This is a genomic window from Klebsiella sp. DY2415 (assembly GCF_026314315.1).
Classification (GTDB): Bacteria; Pseudomonadota; Gammaproteobacteria; order Enterobacterales; family Enterobacteriaceae; genus Klebsiella; species Klebsiella ornithinolytica.
This window is the reverse complement of sequence record NZ_CP111115.1, coordinates 3,755,405-3,775,767: the sequence shown is the minus strand read 5'-3', so window position 1 is coordinate 3,775,767 and position 20,363 is coordinate 3,755,405. Positions and strand designations below refer to the sequence as shown.

The 20,363-nt window shown below is 51.7% G+C and carries 26 protein-coding genes; 22 read left to right on the top strand and 4 right to left on the bottom strand.

The features are described 5' to 3' along the window. Positions 1–31 precede the first annotated feature (31 nt). The 5 genes from OQV00_RS17985 (at position 32) to OQV00_RS17960 (ending at position 5,051) form a co-directional block, all read left to right on the top strand. Positions 32–268, top strand: a complete 237-nt coding sequence (locus OQV00_RS17985; protein ID WP_054828968.1) for a DUF2732 family protein — start codon at positions 32–34, stop codon at positions 266–268. Continuing rightward, complete coding sequence (locus OQV00_RS17980) at positions 268–495, top strand: TraR/DksA family transcriptional regulator (RefSeq protein WP_054828967.1); 228 nt, start codon at positions 268–270, stop codon at positions 493–495. Before OQV00_RS17985 ends, OQV00_RS17980 begins: the two co-directional genes overlap by 1 nt. 19 nt (positions 496–514) lie before the next feature. Next, on the top strand, positions 515–2,896 hold the full coding sequence (locus OQV00_RS17975) for a replication endonuclease (protein WP_266279159.1): 2,382 nt from the start codon (positions 515–517) through the stop codon (positions 2,894–2,896). A 621-nt stretch (positions 2,897–3,517) separates the two neighbouring features. Further along, complete coding sequence (locus OQV00_RS17965) at positions 3,518–4,084, top strand: phosphoribosyltransferase (RefSeq protein ID WP_072422387.1); 567 nt, start codon at positions 3,518–3,520, stop codon at positions 4,082–4,084. Between the two features lie 4 nt (positions 4,085–4,088). Next, positions 4,089–5,051, top strand: coding sequence for a DNA-processing protein DprA (locus OQV00_RS17960; RefSeq protein ID WP_054828979.1), 963 nt, complete (start codon positions 4,089–4,091; stop codon positions 5,049–5,051). 27 nt (positions 5,052–5,078) lie between these two features. On the opposite strand, the gene OQV00_RS17955 is transcribed toward OQV00_RS17960, so the two are convergent. Both OQV00_RS17955 and OQV00_RS17950 read right to left on the bottom strand, forming a co-directional pair. Continuing rightward, positions 5,079–6,080, bottom strand: coding sequence for a phage portal protein (locus tag OQV00_RS17955; RefSeq protein ID WP_266280696.1), 1,002 nt, complete (start codon positions 6,078–6,080; stop codon positions 5,079–5,081). 26 nt (positions 6,081–6,106) lie between these two features. After that, the gene (locus tag OQV00_RS17950; RefSeq protein WP_266279154.1) at positions 6,107–7,870 is read right to left on the bottom strand and encodes a terminase ATPase subunit family protein; all 1,764 of its coding nucleotides are present in this window, start codon (positions 7,868–7,870) and stop codon (positions 6,107–6,109) included. Between the two features lie 140 nt (positions 7,871–8,010). Between OQV00_RS17950 and OQV00_RS17945 the strand changes: the two genes are divergently transcribed. The 11 genes from OQV00_RS17945 (at position 8,011) to OQV00_RS17895 (ending at position 13,438) form a co-directional block, all read left to right on the top strand. Next, on the top strand, positions 8,011–8,844 hold the full coding sequence (locus tag OQV00_RS17945) for a GPO family capsid scaffolding protein (protein ID WP_054828966.1): 834 nt from the start codon (positions 8,011–8,013) through the stop codon (positions 8,842–8,844). Between the two features lie 16 nt (positions 8,845–8,860). Then, entirely contained in the window at positions 8,861–9,913 is a 1,053-nt protein-coding gene (locus OQV00_RS17940) for a phage major capsid protein, P2 family (RefSeq protein ID WP_032700483.1), read from the top strand. Positions 9,914–9,916: 3 nt separating this feature from the next. Further along, complete coding sequence (gene gpM / locus OQV00_RS17935; protein WP_054828965.1) at positions 9,917–10,570, top strand: phage terminase small subunit; 654 nt, start codon at positions 9,917–9,919, stop codon at positions 10,568–10,570. A 95-nt stretch (positions 10,571–10,665) separates the two neighbouring features. Continuing rightward, entirely contained in the window at positions 10,666–11,130 is a 465-nt protein-coding gene (locus OQV00_RS17930) for a head completion/stabilization protein (RefSeq protein WP_049106755.1), read from the top strand. After that, positions 11,130–11,333: a tail protein X gene (locus OQV00_RS17925; protein ID WP_004151001.1), complete on the top strand. Its 204-nt coding sequence runs from the start codon at positions 11,130–11,132 to the stop codon at positions 11,331–11,333. The genes OQV00_RS17930 and OQV00_RS17925 overlap by 1 nt, the downstream gene beginning before the upstream one ends. Positions 11,334–11,336: 3 nt before the next feature. Next, positions 11,337–11,552 carry an HP1 family phage holin gene (locus OQV00_RS17920; RefSeq protein WP_049106756.1) on the top strand — a complete coding sequence of 72 codons (216 nt, stop codon included), beginning with the start codon at positions 11,337–11,339 and terminating at the stop codon, positions 11,550–11,552. Further along, a complete protein-coding gene (locus tag OQV00_RS17915) occupies positions 11,533–12,042 on the top strand; it encodes a lysozyme (protein ID WP_054828964.1) in 510 nt (169 codons plus the stop codon). The genes OQV00_RS17920 and OQV00_RS17915 overlap by 20 nt, the downstream gene beginning before the upstream one ends. A 4-nt stretch (positions 12,043–12,046) precedes the next feature. Beyond that, on the top strand, positions 12,047–12,475 hold the full coding sequence (gene lysB / locus OQV00_RS17910) for an Rz-like lysis system protein LysB (RefSeq protein ID WP_054828963.1): 429 nt from the start codon (positions 12,047–12,049) through the stop codon (positions 12,473–12,475). After that, positions 12,360–12,608 carry an Rz1-like lysis system protein LysC gene (gene lysC, locus OQV00_RS17905; RefSeq protein ID WP_117138991.1) on the top strand — a complete coding sequence of 83 codons (249 nt, stop codon included), beginning with the start codon at positions 12,360–12,362 and terminating at the stop codon, positions 12,606–12,608. Before lysB ends, lysC begins: the two co-directional genes overlap by 116 nt. Continuing rightward, positions 12,571–13,002 (top strand): phage tail protein, encoded by a 432-nt coding sequence (locus OQV00_RS17900; RefSeq protein WP_054828961.1) that lies wholly within the window; start codon positions 12,571–12,573, stop codon positions 13,000–13,002. The genes lysC and OQV00_RS17900 overlap by 38 nt, the downstream gene beginning before the upstream one ends. Continuing rightward, complete coding sequence (locus OQV00_RS17895) at positions 12,995–13,438, top strand: phage virion morphogenesis protein (RefSeq protein ID WP_054828960.1); 444 nt, start codon at positions 12,995–12,997, stop codon at positions 13,436–13,438. Before OQV00_RS17900 ends, OQV00_RS17895 begins: the two co-directional genes overlap by 8 nt. Positions 13,439–13,465: 27 nt before the next feature. Here OQV00_RS17895 and OQV00_RS17890 read toward each other — a convergent pair whose 3' ends face one another. Beyond that, on the bottom strand, positions 13,466–14,119 hold the full coding sequence (locus OQV00_RS17890) for an HNH endonuclease (protein WP_266279145.1): 654 nt from the start codon (positions 14,117–14,119) through the stop codon (positions 13,466–13,468). Beyond that, positions 14,119–15,351, bottom strand: coding sequence for an AAA family ATPase (locus OQV00_RS17885; RefSeq protein WP_266279143.1), 1,233 nt, complete (start codon positions 15,349–15,351; stop codon positions 14,119–14,121). Before OQV00_RS17885 ends, OQV00_RS17890 begins: the two co-directional genes overlap by 1 nt. An 86-nt stretch (positions 15,352–15,437) precedes the next feature. On the opposite strand from OQV00_RS17885, the gene OQV00_RS17880 reads away from it, so the two are divergent. The 6 genes from OQV00_RS17880 to OQV00_RS17855 are packed head-to-tail and all read left to right on the top strand — an operon-like array spanning position 15,438 to position 20,355. Further along, positions 15,438–16,010: a phage baseplate assembly protein V gene (locus tag OQV00_RS17880; RefSeq protein WP_054828959.1), complete on the top strand. Its 573-nt coding sequence runs from the start codon at positions 15,438–15,440 to the stop codon at positions 16,008–16,010. Then, on the top strand, positions 16,007–16,369 hold the full coding sequence (locus OQV00_RS17875) for a GPW/gp25 family protein (protein WP_054828958.1): 363 nt from the start codon (positions 16,007–16,009) through the stop codon (positions 16,367–16,369). Before OQV00_RS17880 ends, OQV00_RS17875 begins: the two co-directional genes overlap by 4 nt. Then, a complete protein-coding gene (locus OQV00_RS17870; RefSeq protein WP_054828957.1) occupies positions 16,356–17,264 on the top strand; it encodes a baseplate assembly protein in 909 nt (302 codons plus the stop codon). The genes OQV00_RS17875 and OQV00_RS17870 overlap by 14 nt, the downstream gene beginning before the upstream one ends. Beyond that, the gene (locus OQV00_RS17865) at positions 17,257–17,859 is read left to right on the top strand and encodes a phage tail protein I (RefSeq protein WP_054828978.1); all 603 of its coding nucleotides are present in this window, start codon (positions 17,257–17,259) and stop codon (positions 17,857–17,859) included. Before OQV00_RS17870 ends, OQV00_RS17865 begins: the two co-directional genes overlap by 8 nt. 1 nt (position 17,860) lies before the next feature. Then, positions 17,861–19,600 carry an SGNH/GDSL hydrolase family protein gene (locus OQV00_RS17860; RefSeq protein WP_266279138.1) on the top strand — a complete coding sequence of 580 codons (1,740 nt, stop codon included), beginning with the start codon at positions 17,861–17,863 and terminating at the stop codon, positions 19,598–19,600. A 2-nt stretch (positions 19,601–19,602) separates the two neighbouring features. Further along, positions 19,603–20,355: a hypothetical protein gene (locus OQV00_RS17855; RefSeq protein WP_266279136.1), complete on the top strand. Its 753-nt coding sequence runs from the start codon at positions 19,603–19,605 to the stop codon at positions 20,353–20,355. Positions 20,356–20,363 lie beyond the last annotated feature (8 nt).

Genomic DNA, 20,363 nt, shown 5'->3' with positions numbered 1-20,363 from the left:
ATTCCTTTGCCCAAATTCAGGAGAAACAACTATGCGAAATAGAGAAACCCGCACCACCAAAACAGGACCGGATGATGCTGGCCTACTCCAGCTGTTTAACGAGGCTCGCCTGGATGAGCGTAAAAACTGCGCCTTTGCCGTTTCGTTACGAATAGAGGCGCTGGCGATCTACATACTGCAGCAAGGAATGAACGGAGTGGAAGCGGCAGAATTGCTTCGCCGTGAAGTTGCCCGTTATGACGCTGAATCACGGGGAGACTGGCACTAATGGCAGACTCAATGGACCTCGTGCAGCAACGTGTTGAAGAAAATCTGCATCGCCATATTCAGAACGCCCGTGCAAGACAGCCAGGCATTGCTCGTGTTCTTTGCATCGACTGCGATGCGCCAATCCCAACGGCCCGTAGGCAAGCTATTCCGGGTGTTCAGTGCTGCGTAACATGCCAGGAAATCGCTGAGTTGAAATCTAAACACTACAGCCGAGGCGCGTTGTGAGCTTCGGAGCTTGTCAGTGATGTCTGAGTTAACAAAAGATAAAGGCGGCCCGACGGAGGCCGCCGGAGGGTTCCCATGGAATGCCTCCAAAAATGCGGTTAACCCCTATCTGGACCCGGCGGAAGTTGCGCCGGTATCTGCGCTTTCAAACCTGATCACTCTCTACGCCAGCGACAACGAGCAGGAAAAGCTGCGCCGTGAGGCAATGAGTGATGAGATCTGGGAGCGCTTTTTCTACAATGAAGCCCGTGATCCGGTTCAGCATGAAATGGAGCAGGACCAGCTGATCAGCAGGGCGAAGATGGCCCGCGAACAGCAGAAATTTAACCCAGATCTGGTCATCCTGGCTGACGTGTCAGTGGAGCCGTCATATATCAGCAAGCCGCTGATGGACCGCATTGATTATTTTCATAACCTGAACCGCCCTAAGGCCTATTCTCGCTACCTGCGTGAAACAGTCAGACCGTGTCTGGAACGTCTGGTGCGTGTCCGGGATAGCCAGATATCGACCACATTCCGGTTTATGGCAAGCCATGACGGGCTGGAGGGATTGCTGGTTCTGCCTGAAATGAGTCAGGACCAGGTAAAGCGACTTTCCACACTGGTAGCCGCCCACATGAGCATGTGTCTTGATGCGGCTTGTAGCGATCTTTTCGTCAGCGATGACGTCACGCCGGAGCAGATGCGCAGGGCGTGGGAGCGAGTGGCCGATGAGGTCATGCGGCTTGACGTGATCCCTCCTGCATTTGAGCGGTTACGACGCAAGAAACGCCGCCGCAACCCTGTGCCGTATGAGCTTATTCCGGGTTCACTGGCGCGTATGCTTTGCGCTGACTGGTGGTATCGCAAGATGTGGCAGATGCGCTGCGAGTGGCGGGAGGAGCAACTGCGTGCGGTGTGCCTGGTCAACAAAAAAGCCTCACCGTATGTCAGTTATGAGGCTGTGATCCATAAGCGTGAGCAGCGCCGTAAATCGCTGGAGTTCTTCCGCTCGCATGAGCTGACCAACGAGCAGGGCGATACGCTGGACATGGAAGACGTGGTAAACGCCAGCAGCAGTAATCCGGCGCACCGCCGTAACGAAATGATGGCCTGCGTTAAAGGGCTGGAACTTATCGCTGAAATGCGCGGTGACTGTGCCGTGTTCTACACCATGACCTGCCCGTCACGCTTCCACGCCACGCTCAATAATGGCAGACCAAACCCGAAGTGGACGAGCGCGACAGTCAGGCAAAGCAGTGATTATCTGGTTGATACGTTCGCCGCTTTCCGCAAGGCCATGCACAAGAGCGGAATGCGCTGGTATGGCGTCCGGGTGGCAGAGCCGCATCATGATGGGACGGTGCACTGGCACCTGCTGTGCTTCATGCGTAAGAAAGAACGCCGCGCCATCACTGCTTTGCTGCGTAAATTTGCTATCCGTGAGGACCGCGAAGAGCTGGGCAACAATACCGGCCCGCGCTTTAAGTCTGAACTGATCAACCCGCGCAAGGGTACGCCGACCAGCTACATCGCCAAATACATCAGTAAGAACATAGACGGGCGCGGCCTGGCTAACGAAATCAGCAAGGAAACCGGCAGATCACTGAGGGATAACGCAGAGCATGTCAACGCCTGGGCGTCACTTCATCGCGTCCAGCAATTCCGCTTTTTCGGCATTCCGGGCCGCCAGGCTTATCGCGAGCTGAGATTGCTGGCAGGACAGGCTGCGCGGCAGCAGGCAGATAAAAAGGTCGGGGCGCCGGTACTGGATAACCCTCGTCTGGATGCGGTGCTGGCTGCAGCCGATGCCGGGTGTTTTGCCACCTACATCATGAAGCAGGGCGGCGTGCTGGTCGCGCGTAAACATCATCTGGTCCGCACGGCCTATGAACTGAACGACGAGCCATCAACCTATGGCGATCACGGTATCCGTATTTATGGCATCTGGTCCCCGATTATCGAGGGCCGCATTTGCACGCATGCGATGAAGTGGAAAATGGTTCGTAAAGCTGTTGACGTTCAGGAGGCGACAGCCGACCAGGGCGCTTGCGCCCCTTGGACTCGTGGCAATAACTGTCCCCCTGTGGAAAAAATGAACTACTTTGAGTCGGATTTACCAGGTGAAGAACGGCCGGAACCGCTGCCGGACTTCAATAGCATGAGCAGAAAAGAGCTACGGGAGCTAAATGCGAGGCTGCGACAGGTAAGACCGAAGCGGCGGAAGGGTTACAAACAGGAAATTAACGATCAGCTGCGCCTGCAGCTTGAATATGAGTTGAAGTCCAGAGGGTTTGACGGCAACGAGCAGGAGATTGATTTACTGCTACGTGGCGGAAGTATCCCATCGGGAGCAGGTCTACGTCTTTTCTACCGAAACCAGCGTCTGCAGGAAGATGATAAATGGCGACAGTGGTACTGAGATGGTAAGGAATCAAGGCTATTTGTTAATCAAAGGGTTAGCTGACTAAAAAAATATTTCAGCTTTAAATACACATGATGTACTGTATATATAAACAGTAATATTGGGAGGGGATTGTGAACGATTTGTTCATGGAGTCACTTGCACTGCAGCGGATAGAACTTATGGCCCGGCTGGTTGCCAGCTCAGATTGTAGCGATGACGATAAGGAGGTTGCCATTTCGTGGTTGTCAGAACTGACAAGCGAACTGGTGAACAGGTTAAATCAGTACGGGGTAGGCCAGGATGAATGTAAGCATTAATCGTTTTGTTCTCTGTGAAATTCCCTCCCACAGAGCACACTTGAGCTTGAGAAGAGAGTGCATGTCTATGGTGCATGGATTCGCATGATCCAAAAAGGATCGCAAGGGGCCAGAGCCGTCAATGCTGGCGGGCTTTCTGGCCTATCATGCACCTGCATGAAAACTACTCCACAAAGCGGGCAGGCGTGGCGGGGATACGAGCGCGCGGCGAACTTAAGAATAGCGGCTAGTGAGTTAGCAACAGTAAGATTTAGTACTTGTGTATGAAGTAAGTATACAATTAATATGGTTTTACCTATTCACTAGGCGCAGATACAAGATGGGGCCAATAAAAATTTATTCTTGCGGTACGTATCATCCATGGAGATACCGCGGTGCGCGTAACCCAAAGTCGGGTGACAAGCTTTCGAAAGCAATGATGGATTTGAAGGACGCTACAAATTCAGGTCATTCAAAGGCTGTTCTTACGTTTAGCCAATTGATGATAAATAGTCTAAAAGGCTATGTCATTGGTAAAGTATCTTTTACCGACGTACCTTTCGAGATTACTATTGTACCTTCTCATGCCCAAGGTAGAGTATCTGAAGCTTTGATCTCCATTGCAAAGGAAATTGAAAAAAAATATACAAACGCTGTTTTCAACCAATCTCTGCTAAGAAAAGTCACAGTGGTAAGTGCCCACAAAGGTGGTGGGGATCGTTCGGTAGAACATCATATGTCAACTATTTCAGTGTCATCAGATGTTACTGATAAGGTTATTCTTCTAATTGATGATGTTACAACGACAGGGGGGAGTATGACAGCGTGCTATCATCTGTTAAGATATGCAGGGGCTAAGTCAATATTGCCTTTGGCTTTACTTGAAACAGCAAATTATGAGGAGTGAAATAATGCACCCTTCCGAAATTAAGATTCTGTTAGGTCTATCTTTGCAGGTTGATAGATTGGTATCAGAACAAGGGGTGTTTAAATTATTTAATGAAATCCCATTTCATAAATTATCTAATGAGCATGAGTTAGTGGAGTATATTAATTTCACAGGTTTTCTAAAAGCCCCGTTCACGGTGTCCTCATTACATAAAGCAGAAGAATATTTAAACAAGCATTTGTCTTTAGGTATTGTTCCAATTCCTTTTGGTGATAATAAATACCCGGTTTGCCTAGCTATTACACCGAATCCACCCGCAATGTTATATGTAAAGGGTGATGTAAACATCCTTAATGAAATGCCAGGGGTTGCAATTGTTGGATCTCGGGATGTTTCTGCTGCAGGAGAAGAAATTACAAAGAGAATTACTAAAAAAATTTGTGAGATGGGATTGGTTATTGTAAGTGGTTTGGCTATTGGTACGGATACAAATGCACACAAAGCAACACTTAACGCAAAGGCTAAAACAATAGCTGTACTAGCGCATGGCTTAGAAATTGCTAAGCCTAAACAAAATGCGAGATTAGCAAATGATATCTTAAATAATGGTGGAGCATGGATATCAGAGTATCCTGTCGGTAGACCAGCATTTAAACAATCCTTTGTCCAACGTAATAGGATTCAGGTGGGTTTGTCTGCTGTATCTATTTTGATTGAAGCTGCAAAAAATAGTGGGACTATGACTCAGGCAGATTTTGCTATTAAGGCCTTAAGGCCAATTTTTGCTGTCGTTCCTCATAAACCAGATAATCCATTAGGACTTAATTGTGAAGGCACGCAACAATTAGTAGATAATGAACAAGCAAAGCCCTTGCGAACCAGTCAAGATTATGATGACTTATTAGCCGTTATTTCTAATTCTATAGATAGGATAAAAGTGAATTCGGATATTTACAGTACCAATATGAATAATTATTTGTTTTAAAGGGCAGTGACTATCTGCCCTGTGCAATTAACTTTCTAATTCGTATGTGTTGAATTTTATTAATTCTATGTCAATCCATTTGTTAATTTCCATGAATCTTTTTTGTAATGGGATTAATTCATTTCGAACAAAAACCTTGCTAGCCTTCTCCACATCCCCAAACCCACCAACATTATTCGGCATAATCCCCATCATCTGCGGCGGTACGCGGTGCGCTGCCATCATGTCATCACGACTGACATTTTTGATATTCAGAAACTCATCCTTTGCTGCCACTTCTGACAGTGGGATGATCTGAATGCCGTCTTTTTTCCCGTTGGGGGAGTACATAAACAGGTTGCGGAAGTTGCCCGGGCCTTTGGCACTTTTCATCGCATGGCGGATGTTGTTCACATCTTCCTGGTTCTGCGCCGCATCAGTCATGTACATGATGAAACCGGCGTGGCTGCCGTTGATGTAATACTTACGGCGAAACAGTGTCGCGGACTCATTAAGCAGGGCTGAAGGGATGGCGGACAGGTATTCCGGCAGACCATAAATCTCCTGGTTCAGATCGGGTTCCATCAGGTGAAATATACTGCCTTTGGTGAACTCATACGGCTGTGTGGTCATGCCGTATTGCACAAACCAGTAAGTGTCGAGGTCGATTCCACGTCGGGTGTATTTCGCCAGTGATGGCTCCAGGGACAGAATACCGCCTAGCCGGTTAGTCCTTTTCTCCAGATAAGCGTTACCAAACACCAGATAGTCTTGCACAAAACGGCTGAATGCCTGTTGGCTCAGCAACGGATGGGGGATAAACGTGCTGGTCAGGATGTTGCGCTTAACGGCAATCGGTGAGCTGTGATGCACGGCGGCACGGTAGGTGCGGGCCAGTCCGTCAAAACTCACTGGCGGCTCATACCATCTGTCCATCTGCACGCACTCCACGTAGTCCAGCAGTTCGCGGCGGTCCAGTACAGGAATGGGATCGCCAAAGCTGAACGCCTGGGTAGCCGCTGTGTCATTGGTGTGTACGTCAGGTGGCATTGCATCCTGTGCGGTATTCTCAGTCATTAAAAAATCTCCACGATATTGCTTGTATTGGCGGCTTCGCCCTGCAGTGGTTCGTTAAATAGTGCGTGCATCGTTGCCCAGGCCAGATCGGCATGGCTGGCTTCTTCGCTGCGGCTGGCTTCATAGGTCGGGCGGTTGCCGCTGGCGGTGGTGGCACGGCGGATAGCCATAAATGACTGCGCAATGTCGGTGTGCCCGGCGTCAAACTCCAGGCGGCGGTGGCTGATAATGTCGTATGCCTTCAGCACTAGGGCGTTTTTGACGTTGGGGTTGTAGACAAACTCCCGGACGGCGGGGAAAAAGGCTTTCACGTTTTCGTAAACGCCATGACCGACGCCGGTAGAGTCAATGCCGATGTAGGACACGTTGTACTGCTGGGTAAGCTTGCGAATAGCCTCCGCCTGAGCGCGGAAGTCCATTCCGCGCCACTGGTGGCGCTCAAGGATGCGGAACTTGCCGCCGGGAACTGTTGGCGGCGCAATGACGACACACCCGGCGCTGTCACCATTCTGCGTGCCTTTTGCCGGGTCATATCCGATCCAGACCTCACGCCAGCCAAACGGACGCAGGGCCAGTGCCTGAAAATCTTCCCAGACCTCCCAGCTGTCCACCATGCAGGCCTGCAGCTCGGACAGCGGGAACACGGACGCGAGATCATCAAGAAATTCGCACATCAGCAGGTTCTGGTATTCGTCCGGGCTGTATTCCAGTCGCAGCTGGTCCAGGTCGAACAGGTTACAGCCGCCGCGCACGGCATCCTCTACTGTAACGATCTGCCGGAACTGACCATCAGTACAAAGGAGTCCGGCTGCCAGCGCGGAGTGGGTCAGATCGATATCGACACGGTCCGATTTTGAGCGACCACGGTTATACAGGGCGCCAGACCAGAAGGGATAAGCGCTGTGCGTCAGGCTGGACGGCGTAGAAAAATAGGTCTGCCGCCATCTTTTGTGCAGTGCCATGCCAGAGGCGACTTTGCGTAGCTCCTGGAATTTCGGTATCCAGAAATATTCATCAAGATACAGGTTGCCGTGGTAGCTCTGCGCGGTGCGGGCGTTGGTCCCCAGAAAATACAGCATGGCGCCGTTCGGAAGCACCATCGGATCACCTCTGAGTTCAACATCGACCTCTTTGGCAAACTCAATGATGTACTGCTTAAACATGTGTGCCTGGGATTTGCTGGCTGACAGGAATATCTGATTACGGCACGTCACCAGGGCATCTATCAGCGCCTCATGGGCAAAATAGTACGTCGCCCCGATCTGGCGGGATTTGAGCACGTTGCGGATACGGTGTTTATTGCCCGCTTCCCACCAGTGGCGCTGATAATCGAACATTGAGCTGTGGAAAATCTCCTGCAGCTTTTCGATCTGTTCGTCGCTGAACTGGTTTTTTTCTGGGGGTTTGCGGGGGCCGCGGTTGCGGTTTTCCACATTGGGGTTTAAATCGGCCTCGTTGCCTCCGTTGTTAAATTTCCCGATACGGGCGTGGCGCTCGGACTGTCGCGCCAGCAGGTCAATTTCCTTAAAATCTTTCCCTTCTTTGTGCTCCTTCATGATCAGCTGGCAATACCGTGCGGCGGTGGTGAGCTGCATCTGGTCAAGCGGGCCATAGCTGCCCCACTTGTCGCGCTTTTTCCAGCTGTGAACGGTTGCGGCTTTCTCGCCCAGCATTTCAGCAATGCGGGCTATGCGGTATCCCTGAAAATACAGCAGTAGTGCCTGCCGACGGGGATCGAGGTCTGCGGGGGTCATCGTTTCCATGGCACAAACATACGGGCTTGCCCTGAGCCTTTCCCCGGCTGGCTTTTGTGTGGTTTACCGCACAAGGTCTGCGCGTTGTTTCCCCCCCTCCATCACAGCAACCATAAGGCCTCACAGAGTTATTTGATGGAGTCGCTCAAATGGCAGTTAAAGCAAAACGCTTCCGCATTGGTGTGGAAGGGGCAACAACAGACGGACGCACCATTGAGCGCGCCTGGCTGGAGCAGATGGCGGCAAGCTATAACCCGCAGGTCTATACCGCGCTGATTAATCTGGAACACATCAAGGGCTACACCCCGGACAGCCCGTTCCGCCGTTTCGGGACCGTGGATAAGTTAGAGGCTGAAGAAATTACGGACGGCCCGCTGAAAGGAAAAATGGCCCTGTATGCGTGGATCACCCCGTCAGATGATCTGGTGGCGTATACCCGCAAGCTGCAAAAGCTGTTCACCTCGATGGAGGTCAATACCAGCTTTGCCGATACCGGCAAGGCGTACCTGATTGGCCTTGCAGCGACTGACGACCCGGCAAGCCTGGGTACAGAAATGCTGCAGTTTAGTGCCAGCGCAAAAAGCAACCCGCTGGCAGGCCGTAAACAGAACCCGGAAAACCTCTTTACCGCCGCAGAAGAAACGCTGATCGAGTGGGAAGAGGTCCAGGGCGAAAAAACCTCCCTCTTTGCCCGCGTCACCGCGATGTTTACCAAAAAAGAGCAGACCGATGATGCGCGTTTCTCTGATGTGCATCGGGCTGTTGAGCTGGTCGCCACTGAGCAGCAGAGCCTGAGCGAGCGCACCGATCAATCCCTGTCCGCGCAGGATAAGCGCATTGCTGAGCTGGAAACCGCACTACAGATGCAGCAGACCGATTTTTCTGCGCTTAAGCAGAAGCTGAGCCAGGAAGACAGCCGTAAAGATTATCGCCAGCGTGCGCCAGGTGGTGAAGCACCTGCAGGCACCCTGACCAATTGCTGATGGAGCAAGAGAACCCATGAAAAAGAATACCCGTTTTGCCTTTAACGCTTACCTGCAGCAACTGGCGCGTCTGAATGGCGTGGAGGTCGAAGAGTTATCCAGCAAATTCACCGTTGAGCCGTCGGTGCAGCAGACGCTGGAAGACCAGATCCAGCAGTCCACGGCATTCCTGACTATGGTTAACGTGATTGGCGTGGCGGAGCAGTCAGGCCAGCTTCTGGGCCTGGGCGTCGGCAGTACCATTGCCGGGACCACTGACACGACCACGAAGGAGCGCGAGCCAACTGATCCCACTGAGATGGTGGATGTTGAGTACAAATGCGAACAGACCAACTTTGATACGGTGCTGACTTACGCAAAACTGGATATGTGGGCGAAATTCCAGGATTTTCAGGTGCGTATCCGTAACGCCATCGTGAAACGTCAGGCGCTGGACCGCATCATGATCGGATTTAACGGCGTGAAGCGTGCCAAAACCTCAGACCGTGCCGCCAATCCGTTGCTGCAGGACGTTAACAAAGGCTGGCTGCAGAAGGTCCGCGAAGATGCCCCGGATTGTGTGATGGGCAGTACCACGGCAGAAGATGGCACCACCACTGCAGACCCGGTGAAGGTCGGCAAGGGCGGTAAATATGCCAACCTGGATGCGCTGGTGATGGATGCAGTCAATGAGCTGATTGACCCGATTTTCCAGGACGATGCTGAGTTGGTTGTGATCTGTGGTCGTGAGCTGCTGTCCGACAAGTATTTCCCGCTGGTCAATAAAGACCAGGAAAACAGCGAAAAGCTGGCGGCTGACATGATTATCAGTCAGAAACGCATGGGCGGCCTGCAGGCCGTTCGCGCCCCGTCATTCCCGGCAAACGCCGTGCTGATCACCCGCCTGGATAACCTGTCCATCTACTGGCAGGAAGACACCCGCCGCCGTTCGGTGATTGATAACCCGAAACGCGATCGCATCGAAAATTTCGAATCCGTCAATGAAGCGTATGTGGTGGAGGATTACCGCTGCGTTGCACTGGTGGAAAACATCACGATTGGCGATTTCAGCGCCGGTGCCGGGGAGTAACGCATGAGCCTGAGTCCCGCACGGCAGCACCGCCTGCGCGTTCAGGCTGAACAGGCCGCCCGTCAGGGCGGCAGTGTTCGCCATGCGTCAGGGTATGACCTGATGCTGCTGCAACTGGCTGAAGATCGCCGCCGCCTCAAAGGGGTTCAGTCCACCGTGAAAAAGGCACAAATCAAGGTGGAGCTGTTACCCAAGTATATCGCCTGGGCGGATGGCGTACTGGCAGCCGGTGGAGCGCAGCAGGATGACGTGCTGATGTTTCTGATGGTCTGGCGTATTGATGCCGGTGATTTTGCCGGTGGTCTGCAGATTGCTGCCCACGCGCTCAGACATGGCTGGGTGATGCCGCAGGCGCTGGGCCGTCGCAACGTGCAGACCGTTATCGCCGAAGAGCTGGCAGACCAGGCAGAGGCCGCGCAGCGCATGAAAGCAGATTTTCCTGCTGACGTGCTGCTGCAGGCGCTTTCACTGACGGATGCACTGGATATGCCGGACCAGTCACGCGCCAGGCTGCATAAAGCCATCGCCGCTGTGATCAGTGAGTCCAGTCCGGCAGCAGCGTTAAACCACTACAACTTTGCGCTACAGCTCGATCCCCGCTGCGGTGTGAAGAAGGACAAAGAGCGGCTGGAGCGCCAGTTGCGTAACAGCCACTAACGGAACGTGCCCCGCGCACGGGCGGCACGGGATGGCGACAGGCATTGCCTTATCAAAATCCCGTTCACCGCCCACCTTTTCAGGAGAAAACCCGCATGAAGTTTGTTGCGCCAGAACAGGCGCCAGAACAGGCGGAGGTCATCAAAAATACCCCATTCTGGCCCGATGTGGATTTGTCGGAGTTTCGAAGCGTGATGCGGACGGATGGCACGGTGACGTCGCCGCGTCTCGGGCAACTCATCCGGTCCGCAATGTCAGAGGTCAATGCGGAGCTGTACGACTTCCGCAAGCGCCAGCAGGCGCTGGGGTTTCAGACACTGGCAGACGTACCGGCGGAAGAGCTGGACGGCAAAAGCGAGCGCATCCACCACTATCATAACGCTGTGTTTTGTTGGGCGCGTGCACAGGTGAATGAGCGTTACCAGGACTACGACGCCACGGCGTCCGGCGTCAAACGGGGTGATGAGCTGGCGGAAGCCAGCGGCGATCTGTGGCGTGATGCCCGTTGGGCAATCAGCCGGGTGCAGGATGCACCCCACTGTACGGTGGAGCTGATCTGATGAAAGTGCGTGCGTACCAGGGTGACACGGTGGATGCGCTTTGCTGGCGTCATTACGGGCGCACGCAGGGCGTCACAGAGCAGGTACTGCAGGCAAATCCGGGGCTGGCCGAGCATGGCCCTTTTTTACCTCACGGGCTGCAGGTGGAGCTGCCGGATATTGCGACCACTACCACGGTGCAGACCGTCCAGTTATGGGACTGAATTATGACGCTTGAACGGATCAGCGCCTTTGTTACGTACTGCATCGCGGTGATGCTGGCGTGGTTGGGGGATTTATCGCTCAAAGATGCCTCTACGGTGGGCGGTGTACTGATTGGCCTGCTGATGCTGGCGATCAACTGGTACTACAAACACAAAACCTATCAGCTGCTACGCGACGGGAAGATAACCCAGGGGGAATATGAGTCCTTCAATCGTTAAGCGCTGCCTGGTTGGTGCAGTGCTGGCCATCGCTGCCACACTGCCCAATTTCCAACAGCTTCACACCTCTGTGGACGGGCTGAAACTGATTGCCGATTACGAGGGTTGCCGCCTGCAGCCGTACCAGTGCGACGCTGGCGTGTGGACCGATGGCATCGGTAACACGGCCGGTGTGGTGCCGGGAAAGACCATCACAGAGCGGCAGGCGGCGGGGAACTTCATCACCAACGTATTGCGGGTGGAGAAGGCTCTGGCCCGCTGTGTTCTGGTAGAGGTGCCGCAGTATGTCTATGACGCGCTGGTGTCGCTGGCGTTCAACGTGGGCACAGGCAATGCATGTGGTTCAACCATGGTGAAGTTTATCAATCAGAAGCGCTGGCGTGATGCCTGCTATCAGCTGCCGCGCTGGGTGTATGTCAAAGGCATATTTAATCCGGGGCTGGATAACCGTCGCGGGCGTGAGTTGGCCTGGTGTTTAAAAGGAGCATAACGGAATGACACGCACGCTGGCAGTAATTCTGGCTCTGGCACTGGCAGCGCTGGGCTGGCAGTCATGGCGACTGAATAAGGCCAGCCACACCATTGATCAGCAAGGCAGGGATCTGAAAGCGATGGGCGACAAACTGGCAAAAACGAACAGCCAGCTGATCGCCCTGTCCATCCTGTCCGAAACCAACAACCGGGAACAGGCGCGGCTTTACGCGGCGGCAGAAAGCACAAACGCACTGCTGCGGGGGCGCCAGCGCCGGATTGAGGATCTGAAACGTGAAAACGAGGATTTGCGGCGTTGGGCTGATGCTCCTTTGCCTGCTGATATTATCAGGATGCGCGAACGTCCGGCCCTCGCCGGAGGTGCAGCTTACCGTGAATGGTTGTCCCAGGGTGACACAGTGCCGCTTGGAAAAATCAGCGGCACGCACTAACGGTGATTTGCTGACGGCGCTGGATGAAGCAGAGGCCGCCTGGTCGGTCTGTGCCGACAAGGTGGACACGATAATTTCCTGCCAGGAACGAAATAATGAACAAACCTCAGTCCTTACGCCGCGCCCTGAATAAGTCGGTTCAGTATGTCAGGGACAACCCGGACAAGCTGCATTTGTTCGTCGATAACGGCTCAGTGGTGGCAACTGGCGCAGCGTCGTTGTCCTGGGAGTATCGCTATACCCTGAACGTGGTGATCGTGGATTTCAGCGGCGATCAGGGATTGCTGATGGCTCCCGTGCTGGCCTGGCTAATGGAGAATCAGCCCGATGCTGTCCATAACCCGGAAATGCGTGAAAAGCTGTTTACGTTTGAGGTCGATATCTTGCGCAATGATATCTGCGATATCAGCCTGAACCTGCAGCTGACAGAGCGCGTGATCGTCAGTGCTGATGGTGACGTGTCCAGCGTCGAAGCGGTGCCGGAACCGGACGAACCGGACGAAATGTGGGCGGTGCGCCGTGGCTGAGCTGCAGGAAGTTGACGCCTGGTTAGATGCGCTGCTGGCGGGGCTGAAGCCTGCCGCACGTAAGCGCATGATGCGGGAGCTGGTGCAGCAGCTACGCCGCAGCCAGCAGAAAAATATCCGGATGCAGCGTAACCCGGACGGGACAGCATACGAACCACGGCGGGTAACAGCCCGAACGAAGCAGGGCCGCATCCGGCGGCAGATGTTTGCAAAACTCCGCACCGCAAAATACCTGAAAGCCGTCGCCAGCCCGGACTCTGCCAGTGTTGAATTTGAGGGCAGGGTGCAGCGTATTGCGCGCGTTCATCATTACGGCCTGCGTGATCGCGTCAGCCGCAAAGGGCCGGAGGTCCGCTACTCCAAGCGCCGCCTGCTGGGCGTGAATGATGACGTAATGGAGGCCACAATGAATACATTATTACGCTGGTTAACATAACTAAATTGTAAGCATATCAAGGTACTATTAGTCCATGAAGGGTTCCAAAATCTCACAAAGCTCTGCATCGTCGAGGACAATCCATCTGCAAAATGCAGAAAACTTAGCATCACTTCTAATCATAACTTTAATTTTTTCAATGAGATATATTTTGCGATCGTTTGGAGTATCATCCTCGTAATATTCAATGATGTTTCTGATAAGCTTTTGCGTTGTTTTTGTTATTTGTGAGCGTAGTGCGGCTGATGTTAGCCTTTTATTTATTGTATGATCGCTGTTATACACTTTTTCAAGTAGATCGGCAGTGGTTATGGTTTTTTTATCATTAAATAGTGGTTCTACGGTTACTTTTTTAGCTTTTGCTGAAAATCCAGGTAGTAGCTTTATACGATTCCATACAACTTCGTTGCAGCAATCAAGTAGTTCATCATGCTTTGCTAGTTTTATATTATTGCACCTGCCGCAGGATAAATATAGATTATCCCAGTCATAAGATTTTTCGTCATCAGTTTTCCTTGGGGAGAAATGTTCAATGTTTATATCTAACGGATCTTTATTTTCGCAGATATAACATTTCCCAAAAAAACATTTTTGTAAGGCTTCGTGTACGTCAGGGCCGTCATAACGTAATTTACGAGACAATGAAACTGGCGCAGGGTATGTTCTGTTAACTCTAAACATTATTTCTCCTGGGCGTTTTCTTTTTTAAATTTGATGATTTGAAGCTTTGCGAAATCTACAAATGCGCTGGCTTCAGTGTCCATTGATTCTTCCGACGAAGCGAGCGAGTGTATTATTTTTATGGCTGTTTCAATATTGTTTTTATCTAAGCATGTTATGATTTTGTCGATTTCTTCTAACTTATCAGATAATACAATTGACATTGGGTTAACGCCAAATAATTCTTGCAGGATGACATTATTTGAATAAGACGATACATCAACAATTTGTTGATTGCTGGATAGATCATAGATCACGGCATCAGTAACAGAAGAAACCACAAAGGGCGAATGAGTCGTAACAATAAATTGAATTTTGGGGAATGAATTGCTAAAAAAACGAAGTATCTGTTTTTGTAAGGAAACATGCAAGTGGGCATCGATCTCATCAATGAAAACAATGCCTTCAATACTCTCAGGGGTCAGTTCCCACATTTCTATGCGCATAATCAAATCTGCGTATATTCTTAAAATTGAAGAATATCCTGACGAAAGCGTCTGAAAAGTAAATTTATCTTTCATGTCTTGATGAAGGTAAAATTTTCCTTCAGTACTATCAAACCTTAGTTTAAGTTGTGTGTCCTCAAATAGGCCTTGTAGATCAGTTTCGATTTTATTAAACCAATTTTGAATTTTTGTTGCTTTTTCTTCATCCTTATCGAAAGAAATTGCGTAGCTTTGTGATGTCTTCAAGCTAATTAAATAGTTCTCAAAAATATTGTCCCCATCCTTTTCATTAGAAAAATGAGCATTCTCTTCGACTAAAGCAGAAAGTCTTGGCACAAACTGCGGGGCAGTAATTGCTGCTTCTCTAAGAGCTTTGTGGAAACGAAGGAGCGAGCGAGTGTTTGCACTATCTTTTGTAGATGTTGTTATATGGAAGTTATCTAGGGCATGCAATCTTTTTTTGATTTTTATAATTTCTTGATCGTACCATGAGTAATTATTACTATCGCGTCCTCCTTTTTTTAGATTGTCTTCATAGTTGCTAAGCTGTTGCTCAAGATGCTGTTTGTTATTATTGTTTGGTTGATCTAGGCCATTTTTTAAAAAATCGTAGATAGAATTTATAAAGCTGGTTTTGCCACTCCCATTACCTCCAGTAATTATGAGGTTTTTTCCATTGAGACTAAGTTTGGCATTTTTTTCAGTATATGGAATAGGGACTGAAATTTCGTTTATTGATGTAAGCATATTTCCTCTTGTGTCGTAGTTGATACAAACCATTCGATGATGAATATAAACCTAATTGAAATATAGTTCATCAAAAAGTGGATCTTATGAACGCACAATTAACCGAAATCATGCGCCTCATCACCAATCTGATCCGCACCGGCATTGTGACCGAAGTGGACCGGGACGGCTGGCTGTGCCGGGTGAAAACAGGCGACCTCGAAACCAACTGGATTAACTGGCTGACCTACCGTGCGGGGAAGTCACGCACGTGGTGGTGTCCGTCGCCGGGTGAGCAGGTGGTGCTGTTCAGTCTGGGCGGCAATCTGGAGACAGCGTTTGCGCTTCCGGCCATCTACTCCGACGCGTGCCCGCCGCCGTCAGACTCTGAAAGCGCGGACGTGACCGAATACGAGGATGGCGGCTGGTTCGAATATGACCCTGCCACCGGGCTCTGGATTATCCGGGGGGTTAAAGCTGTGCTGATTGAGTCATCACAGATGGTTTCCTGCAAGACAGGGGAGTTTGTGATCGAGGCTGACACGACCCGTATTAACAGCAACGTGATCCTGAATGGCGATGTGACTCACGGCGGCGGAGCGATGACGTCAAACGGCGTCGTTGCTGATAAGCATAAACACCCTGGCGACAGTGGCGGAACGACGGGAGGTCCATTTTGACGCTTTATATCGGGATGAACCGCGACACCGGCAGAGCCATAACGGAAACTGACCACCTGCGCCAGTCGGTGCGTGACATTTTGCTGACCCCGCAAGGGAGCCGGCTTGCGCGCCGGGAGTATGGTTCCCTGCTTTCAGCGCTGATTGACCAGCCGCAAAACCGGGCGCTGCGTCTGCAGATCATGTCTGCGGTGTATGTCGCGTTGCTGCGCTGGGAGCCGCGGCTACAGCTCGACACCATCACGATTAACAGCAGCAGCATGGATGGTTCCATGGTGATTGAGCTGGCAGGCCAGCGCAATGACGGCGTGCCTGTGTCCCTTTCCGTATCGACAGGAGCAAGCAATGGCCGTTATTGACCTTTCCCAGCTGCCGCCGCCGCAAATTGTGGATGTGCCGGATTTTGAAACCCTGCTGACAGAGCGTAAGGCGGAGTTTGTCGCGCTATATCCGGCAGAAGAGCAGGAAGCTGTGGCCCGTACCTTAACGCTTGAGTCAGAGCCAATCGTAAAAACGCTGCAGGAAAATGTGTACCGGGAGTTGCTGCTGCGCCAGCGGATTAACGAGGCGGCGAAAGCCGTGATGGTGGCCTATTCCGGTGGGGATGACCTGGACAATTTAGGCGCGAATAACAACGTACAGCGCCGGGTGATTACGGCTGCGGACGACACCACCACGCCGCCCACGGAGGCGGTAATGGAATCTGACGCGGATTATCGCCAGCGCATCCCGGCGGCCTTTGAGGGGATGAGCGTTGCCGGACCAGTCGGAGCCTATGAATATCACGCGCTTAGTTCGGATGGTCGGGTGGCGGATGCGTCGGCGTTCAGCCCGTCACCGGCGGAAGTCGTGGTGACTATTCTGGCCCGCGACGGCGATGGTACTGCGCCGGAAGACTTACTGCAGGTCGTCGGTGAGGCCCTGAATGATGAGGCTGTGCGGCCGGTGGCGGATCGGGTGAGTGTCCGATCTGCTGAGATTGTCCCCTATGAAATCGACGCGGTTCTGTATGTCTATCCCGGTCCGGCAAAGGAACCCATTCTGGCGGCGGCGAAAGCACAGGGCACGGCATACATCAACGAGCAGCGTCGCCTGGGGCGTGATGTGCGACTGTCCGCGATTTATGCCGCGTTGCATGTCCAGGGCGTTCAACGCGTTGAGCTGATGAAGCCCCTGGCGGACATGGTGTTAGATAAAACGCAGGCGTCCTATTGCACCGATTTTAAAGCAGAAATTGGTGGCTCTGATGAGTAGCAGCCTGTTACCGCCGGGATCGTCAGCGCTGGAGCGAAGGCTGGCACAGGCATGTTCCGGCATCAGCGATTTAAACGTGCCGCTGCGTGACCTGTGGAACCCGTGGAAATGCCCGGCAAAGTTTCTGCCGTATCTGGCATGGGCTTTCTCCGTTGACCGCTGGGAGGAAAACTGGACAGAAACCGCTAAGCGGCAGGCGGTCAGTGATGCGTTCTGGATACATCAGCGCAAGGGGACCGTGGCGGCGGTTAAGCGTGTGATCGAGGGGCTGGGTTACTCAATGACCCTTAATGAGTGGTGGGAGGTTGCCGACCCCGCCGGGACATTCCGGTTAGAAGTAGACCTGAATGAAATTGGCATCACTGAGTCGATGATTATCGAGCTTGAGCGGATTATTGGCGATGCAAAACCGGTCAGCCGCCATATATCACAGCTCACGCTCTCTTTGAGTGTTACGGCTTTAGCCAGTATTGGCTCTGCGTTTATTGATTCAGAAGTCATCACAGTATATCCGCCAGAGTATACCCCGGATGGAGGTATTTATTACGACGGTCAGCAGCATTATTCCGGTAATGTTTATTTTTCAGGAAAGTAATATGACGAAAATATCAGAAACAATTAAGTGGGCTGATGAAATTTATCAGATTGCCCGTGCGGATAAAGTTGAAGGCGGCGCAACGGGTACAGCTAATATTCAGGCGAAGCAGTTAGCTGCCCGTACACAATTCCTGAAAACGATGCTGGAAGGGTTTACCGATTATCGGGAATCCACTTTCTTCAAAACAGCAGATGACCCGGACGGGACGATTGCCGGGCGTGCCGCCACGCCCGCCGGTAAAATTTTCCGCGTGGCTCAGGGGCCTGCGGCTGATGAGTCGTTTATTTGCTACCTGAACGCTGACGGTGTTGCGGTACCAGTCGCCTTCTATGCCGGGAAAGGGTATGTGGATCGCCGAATCGTGCCGGGGTCATTCAGCGGCAAGATGCTGCCCCTGGCCCACGGTAGCAATGATGTCGTGCCGCTCTGGCTGGATGATGGCTGTCTCGATGCCGCCGGTTTAGGGCCTCAATTACAGGAGGCTGTGGCCGGTATACCCAATTTGTGGGCGCGGCAATACCTCCCGCAAAAAAACTTTAATCCTAAATTCTTTCCTGCCTGCTTTGGCGATAACGACGTTGTCCCGCTGTGGTTTGACGATGGATTCCCTGACGCTGCCGGGTTGGGGCCACAATTACGGGCATTTATTAAGAATCTGGTTGGTGATGGTGGCGGTGGAACCGTTAGCGGTGAAGTGACAGATAAAACCTTTATTCAGGGCGATACCTACCGGCTACAGTATAAGTTTGCGCGTTTATTTGTCGGCGAACAGGTAGGGATTCATTATGCCTGGACGGGGGATTCCTGGACGGAAAAAAACACGATCCCTCTGTCGCTCCTGAATCAGATGGGCGGGAAGTATAAAGACCCTGGCTGGATAAGTTGCTCTACGCGCGGCGATGGCGTCATGGCCGGTATTACGCTGAAAACCAGCGGGTTTACTGTCTATGACGGAGACAATGAACACAATAATGCCGCGCCACGTTATGGTGCAGGCCCGGACGGGAACGCCATGTACAATACCGGCAGCGTGGCGTATATGACCTGGTCAGGGGTTAAGGCCACCGATTTGACGTTGTTTTATTACGACGGCACCGGGTCATTCAGCATCATCATTGACGATGTTACGGTGGCGACCATCAACGGCGGCAATACAGGTAAGGCGCTGGCGCATAAACTCAGCGGTCTGGCTTCCGTTGCGCATACCGTGAAAATCCAGACTGCCGGAAATGGCGTTGTGTCTATCCTGGGGATGTACGGTAAAGATGCAGCGAATCAGTCTGGTGTTACTGTCTCCCGCATGGGAAATGGCGGAGCAATGGCGTCGGATTATCTCAACTGGAAAGACTGGATCGCCCCTGTCGCGTCAGCTCTGGAGATTGATTTACTGTTTATCGTGCTGGGAACGAATGATTTTCGTAAGTCCGCCGGGACAGAGCAATATCGCAACGGCATTCAGACAATTATTGATAAACACAAAGAGGCATCACCTGATATTTGTATTTGCCTGGTATCGCCGGGACAGTGCAGCGCATCGGGGACGCCAGCCCTTTCTGAATATGATAAAACCATGCGTGAGCTGGCGCTGAAAAATAACATCAACTTTATCAGTGGGTATGAATTATTCCCGAAACGATATGATAATTCCGCCGGTGCATGGCAGGACACATTACACCTGAGCAGCAAAGGCGCATATATCATTACCCGAATGGCTAAAGAAAAATTTTATCAGGAGTAATTATGTTTACATCTCTTTTTCTCGGCGGCCCTGTCCCCTTTAAAGCAGGCATGAAAATGATGTCTGATTTTGAAAAAATAAACTGGTTTCAGGATTTTCCAGAAACGGATGGCATCCCTTTTTCCGGGTATTATTGGGGGGCAAACGCCAGTGATATTACTCTCAACTCTTTTGATTCTGACAAACCTCTGATGGTTAACGGGGTAGTGGAAAACTCACAGGGATATGTCACAGTGAGCCGCGATAATTACCTTAATACCCAATATAAGGCCCCGGTTGCACTGACCGTTGCAGGTGTGATGCGCAGGACCGCGGCTGGCGGCACACTCAATACTTACGCTGTGGCTGATTTTTCCGGCGCGGGAGCTAATGCTCATGGTTTTGGTATCGCAGCAGCATCCGACGGACGGCTTCTGGTAGCTCGTCAGAACGCCGGGACTTCATCGCCTTCCTATGCCTATGCCTCATTCCCTGAATCCATTCGGGTGGGCGATTTTTTTGCGTTCACGTCGTTTATTCGTCAGGGAACGATTACGGTTGCTATCTATGACCCCTCCACCGGGAAATATGTTTCGAGTGCTTCTTCAGTTCCGGGAGATATTACCGCCGGTGATAAAAACATTTTAATTGGATGCAAAACGGATAATAACAATTCCGCGTTATCAAGCGATATAAAGTCAGTGGTTTTAATCAATGGCTCTCTGACAGCAGATCAACATATTGCCGTACAGAAATATTTGCTGGAGATGGCGTAAGGGGGCGG

Coding starts and splice junctions, on each gene's coding strand:
- OQV00_RS17945 (WP_054828966.1), top strand. CDS start 8,011: ATGGCAGTTAAAGCAAAACGCTTCCGCATTGGTGTGGAAGGGGCAACA.
- OQV00_RS17975 (WP_266279159.1), top strand. CDS start 515: ATGTCTGAGTTAACAAAAGATAAAGGCGGCCCGACGGAGGCCGCCGGA.
- OQV00_RS17860 (WP_266279138.1), top strand. CDS start 17,861: ATGACGAAAATATCAGAAACAATTAAGTGGGCTGATGAAATTTATCAG.
- OQV00_RS17885 (WP_266279143.1), bottom strand. CDS start 15,351: ATGCTTACATCAATAAACGAAATTTCAGTCCCTATTCCATATACTGAA.
- OQV00_RS17880 (WP_054828959.1), top strand. CDS start 15,438: ATGAACGCACAATTAACCGAAATCATGCGCCTCATCACCAATCTGATC.
- lysB (WP_054828963.1), top strand. CDS start 12,047: ATGACACGCACGCTGGCAGTAATTCTGGCTCTGGCACTGGCAGCGCTG.
- OQV00_RS17925 (WP_004151001.1), top strand. CDS start 11,130: ATGAAAGTGCGTGCGTACCAGGGTGACACGGTGGATGCGCTTTGCTGG.
- OQV00_RS17965 (WP_072422387.1), top strand. CDS start 3,518: ATGGGGCCAATAAAAATTTATTCTTGCGGTACGTATCATCCATGGAGA.
- OQV00_RS17950 (WP_266279154.1), bottom strand. CDS start 7,870: ATGGAAACGATGACCCCCGCAGACCTCGATCCCCGTCGGCAGGCACTA.
- OQV00_RS17985 (WP_054828968.1), top strand. CDS start 32: ATGCGAAATAGAGAAACCCGCACCACCAAAACAGGACCGGATGATGCT.
- OQV00_RS17855 (WP_266279136.1), top strand. CDS start 19,603: ATGTTTACATCTCTTTTTCTCGGCGGCCCTGTCCCCTTTAAAGCAGGC.
- OQV00_RS17890 (WP_266279145.1), bottom strand. CDS start 14,119: ATGTTTAGAGTTAACAGAACATACCCTGCGCCAGTTTCATTGTCTCGT.
- OQV00_RS17955 (WP_266280696.1), bottom strand. CDS start 6,080: ATGCCACCTGACGTACACACCAATGACACAGCGGCTACCCAGGCGTTC.
- OQV00_RS17870 (WP_054828957.1), top strand. CDS start 16,356: ATGGCCGTTATTGACCTTTCCCAGCTGCCGCCGCCGCAAATTGTGGAT.
- OQV00_RS17920 (WP_049106756.1), top strand. CDS start 11,337: ATGACGCTTGAACGGATCAGCGCCTTTGTTACGTACTGCATCGCGGTG.
- OQV00_RS17980 (WP_054828967.1), top strand. CDS start 268: ATGGCAGACTCAATGGACCTCGTGCAGCAACGTGTTGAAGAAAATCTG.
- OQV00_RS17915 (WP_054828964.1), top strand. CDS start 11,533: ATGAGTCCTTCAATCGTTAAGCGCTGCCTGGTTGGTGCAGTGCTGGCC.
- OQV00_RS17900 (WP_054828961.1), top strand. CDS start 12,571: ATGAACAAACCTCAGTCCTTACGCCGCGCCCTGAATAAGTCGGTTCAG.
- OQV00_RS17865 (WP_054828978.1), top strand. CDS start 17,257: ATGAGTAGCAGCCTGTTACCGCCGGGATCGTCAGCGCTGGAGCGAAGG.
- OQV00_RS17930 (WP_049106755.1), top strand. CDS start 10,666: ATGAAGTTTGTTGCGCCAGAACAGGCGCCAGAACAGGCGGAGGTCATC.
- OQV00_RS17960 (WP_054828979.1), top strand. CDS start 4,089: ATGCACCCTTCCGAAATTAAGATTCTGTTAGGTCTATCTTTGCAGGTT.
- OQV00_RS17940 (WP_032700483.1), top strand. CDS start 8,861: ATGAAAAAGAATACCCGTTTTGCCTTTAACGCTTACCTGCAGCAACTG.
- gpM (WP_054828965.1), top strand. CDS start 9,917: ATGAGCCTGAGTCCCGCACGGCAGCACCGCCTGCGCGTTCAGGCTGAA.